The following is a 3,748-nucleotide window of genomic DNA, read 5'->3' on the forward strand; positions in this document are numbered from 1 at the left end:
CCCGCCGACCTGGTGATCGACCACTCGGTGATCGCCGACCTGTTCGGCACCCCCGACGCGTTCGAGCGCAACGTCGAGCTCGAGTACCAGCGCAACGGCGAGCGTTACCAGTTCCTGCGCTGGGGCCAGGGCGCGTTCCGGGACTTCAAGGTGGTCCCCCCGGGCACCGGCATCGTGCACCAGGTCAACATCGAATACCTGGCGCGTGTCGTCATGGAACGCGACGGGGTCGCCTACCCGGACACGTGCGTGGGCACCGACTCGCATACCACGATGGTCAACGGCCTGGGTGTGCTGGGCTGGGGCGTGGGCGGCATCGAGGCCGAGGCGGCGATGCTGGGCCAGCCGGTGTCGATGCTGATCCCACGGGTGGTCGGCTTCAAGCTGACCGGCGAGATCCAACCGGGTGTCACGGCCACCGACGTGGTGCTGACCGTCACCCAGATGCTGCGCGAGCACGGTGTGGTCGGCAAGTTCGTCGAGTTCTACGGCGAGGGCGTCGCCGAGGTGCCGTTGGCCAACCGCGCCACGCTGGGCAACATGAGTCCCGAATTCGGTTCCACCGCAGCTATTTTCCCGGTCGACGAGGAGACCATCTCCTACCTGCGGTTCACCGGGCGCAGCGAGGAGCAAGTGGCGCTGGTCGAGGCCTACGCCAAGGAGCAGGGCATGTGGCACGACCCCGGGCACGAACCCACCTTCTCCGAATACCTCGAGCTCGACCTGGCCGACGTGGTGCCCTCGATCGCCGGACCCAAGCGTCCGCAGGACCGAATCCCGTTGTCGCAAGCCAAGGCAACGTTCCGCCGGCAACTCCCCGGCTATGTCGACGACAGTCAGGACACCGCGGAGTACTCGAAGCTGGACGAAGCCGTCGACGAGAGCTTCCCCGCCAGCGACCCGTCGTCGCTGTCCTCCAACGACCACGACGACGCTCCCGAGGTATCGGCCGCCCAACACGCCAACGGCCGTCCGAGCAACCCGGTGACCGTGAAATCCGAGGAGCTCGGCGAATTCGTGATCGACCACGGCGCGGTGGTGATCGCCGCGGTCACGTCCTGCACCAACACGTCCAACCCCGAGGTGATGCTGGGCGCGGCGCTGCTGGCGCGCAACGCCGTCGAGAAGGGCCTGGCGACCAAGCCGTGGGTGAAGACCTCGATGGCGCCCGGCTCGCAGGTGGTCCACGACTACTACGAGAAGGCCGGCCTGTGGCCGTACCTGGAAAAGCTCGGCTTCTACCTCGTGGGCTACGGGTGCACCACCTGCATCGGCAACTCCGGGCCGCTGCCCGAGGACGTCTCCAAGGCCGTCAACGACAACGACCTCGCGGTGACCGCGGTGCTGTCGGGCAACCGGAACTTCGAGGGCCGCATCAACCCCGACGTGAAGATGAACTATCTGGCGTCGCCGCCGCTGGTGGTCGCCTACGCGCTGGCCGGCACCATGGACTTCGACTTCGAGTCCGAGCCGCTGGGCAAAGACGAGAACGGCAAAGACGTCTTCCTCAAGGACATCTGGCCGTCGCAGAAGGACGTCTCCGACACCATCGCCTCGGCGATCAACTCCGAGATGTTCACCAAGAACTACGCCGACGTGTTCAAGGGCGACGCGCGCTGGCGCAACCTGCCGACCCCGAGCGGCAACACCTTCGAGTGGGACCAGGACTCGACGTACGTACGCAAGCCGCCGTATTTCGCCGGCATGCCGGCGGAACCCGAACCGGTCGACGACATCACCGGTGCGCGGGTGCTGGCGCTGCTCGGCGACTCGGTGACCACCGACCACATCTCCCCGGCCGGCGCGATCAAACCGGGCACCCCGGCGGCGCAGTACCTCGACGAGCACGGCGTGGACCGCAAGGACTACAACTCCTTCGGTTCCCGGCGCGGCAACCACGAGGTGATGATCCGCGGCACGTTCGCCAACATCCGGCTGCGCAACATGCTGCTCGACGATGTTTCCGGCGGCTACACCCGCGACTTCACCCAGGAGGGCGGTCCGCAGGAGTTCATCTACGACGCGGCGCAAAACTATGCGGCACAGAACATTCCGCTGGTGGTGCTGGGCGGTAAAGAATACGGGTCCGGCTCCTCGCGGGACTGGGCGGCCAAGGGCACGCTGCTGCTGGGCGTGCGGGCGGTGATCGCCGAGTCGTTCGAGCGCATCCACCGGTCCAACCTGATCGGCATGGGCGTCATCCCGCTGCAGTTCCCCGAGGGCAAGTCGGCCGGTTCGCTCGGGCTAGACGGCACCGAGGTTTTCGACATCACCGGGATCGGCGCGCTCAACGACGGCAACACGCCCAAGACGGTGCACGTCAAGGCCAGCAAGGACTCCGGTGACCCGGTCGAGTTCGACGCCGTGGTGCGCATCGACACCCCCGGGGAGGCGGACTACTACCGCAATGGCGGCATCCTGCAGTACGTGTTGCGCAACATGCTCAAGTCGGGCTAGTGACGATCGCGAGCGCGGCGCGGCCCGGCGCAGCGGGCCGCCGCCCGCAGAGCTAGCCGACCACCTGTGCCGAAGGTCAGCCAGGACCATCTGGCGGCTCGCCGCCGCCAGATCCTGGACGGCGCCCGTCATTGCTTCGCCGAGTACGGCTACGACAAGGCCACCGTCCGCCGGCTCGAACAGGCGATCGGGATGTCGCGCGGCGCGATCTTCCACCATTTCCGCGACAAGGACGCACTGTTCTTCGCCCTGGCGCACGAGGACGCCGAACGGATGGCCGACGTGGCGTCCCGCGAGGGCCTCATCCAGGTGATGCGCGACATGCTCGCTGCGCCCGAGCAGTTCGACTGGCTGGCCACCCGCCTGGAGATCGCGCGCAAGCTGCGCAACGACCCCGCCTTCAGTCGCGGGTGGGCGGAACGGTCCGCGGAACTGGCGGCGGCAACGACCGAACGGCTGCGCCGGCAGAAGGAGGCGCAGCGGGTGCGCGACGACGTCCCCGCCGACGTGTTGCAGTGCTATCTGGAACTGGTCCTGGACGGCCTGGTGGCGCGGCTGGCATCGGGGGAGGATCCGCGGCGGCTGGCCGCGGTGCTGGACCTGGTGGAGAAGTCGGTGCGGCGCAACGACTCCCGGTCACCGGCGTAACCGGTCAGGCTAGGTTCGCGAGGACCTCGCCGTGCGGTTGGGCCCGCCGCGGCCGCGCATCGTGGTGCCCGACTCGCGCAGCATGCTGTGCACCGATCCGTACGATCTGCCGACGGTGGCCGCCAGGTTGCGAATACTGGCCCCCTGCTCGTAGGCGCTGCGCAACTCACCCAGCAATTGCTCGCGCGTCGTGTTCGACTTCTGCACCGGCTTTCCCACGGGTATCCTCCCCAACGCTCGCTCACGATCCAAGCACCCAGAGTAAGAACCCGGTGTCCGGCGTGGGCTGGATTGACCGAAATCGCCTGCGGCGGCGCGGCCGAACTAGGCCAGCTCGATCAGATCGCGGTATTCGTCGGACCAGTAGTCCTCGGTGCCGTCGGGCAGCAGCAGCACCCGCTGCGGGTCGAGCGCCTCGGCGGCACCGGGGTCGTGCGTCACCAGCACCACGGCACCGGCGTAGCTGCGCAGCGCGTCGAGAACCTGCTCGCGGGACGCGGGATCGAGGTTGTTGGTCGGTTCGTCCAGCAGCAACACGTTGGCCGTCGACGCCACCAGACCGGCCAGCGCCAGCCGGGTCTTCTCACCGCCGGACAGCGTGCCCGCCGGCTGGTCGAGCTGCGGGCCGCTGAACATGAACGCC

General features: G+C 67.9%; 4 protein-coding genes. 2 read left to right on the forward strand and 2 right to left on the reverse strand.

The window, feature by feature from the left end:
• Nucleotides 1-2,457 (forward strand): aconitate hydratase (locus tag AC2VOR_RS08215; RefSeq protein ID WP_486963565.1); only part of this gene is annotated, 2,457 nt, incomplete at its 5' end.
• 66 nt (nucleotides 2,458-2,523) lie between these two features.
• Nucleotides 2,524-3,105 (forward strand): TetR/AcrR family transcriptional regulator, encoded by a 582-nt coding sequence (locus AC2VOR_RS08220; protein WP_369739119.1) that lies wholly within the window; start codon nucleotides 2,524-2,526, stop codon nucleotides 3,103-3,105.
• Between the two features lie 9 nt (nucleotides 3,106-3,114).
• On the opposite strand, the gene AC2VOR_RS08225 is transcribed toward AC2VOR_RS08220, so the two are convergent.
• Both AC2VOR_RS08225 and AC2VOR_RS08230 read right to left on the reverse strand, forming a co-directional pair.
• Entirely contained in the window at nucleotides 3,115-3,312 is a 198-nt protein-coding gene (locus AC2VOR_RS08225) for a helix-turn-helix domain-containing protein (RefSeq protein ID WP_486963567.1), read from the reverse strand.
• 117 nt (nucleotides 3,313-3,429) lie between these two features.
• The coding region (locus AC2VOR_RS08230; RefSeq protein WP_486963566.1) for an AAA family ATPase at nucleotides 3,430-3,748 on the reverse strand (319 nt) is incomplete at its 5' end.

This window comes from Mycobacterium sp. TH-M103 (genome assembly GCF_057473785.1).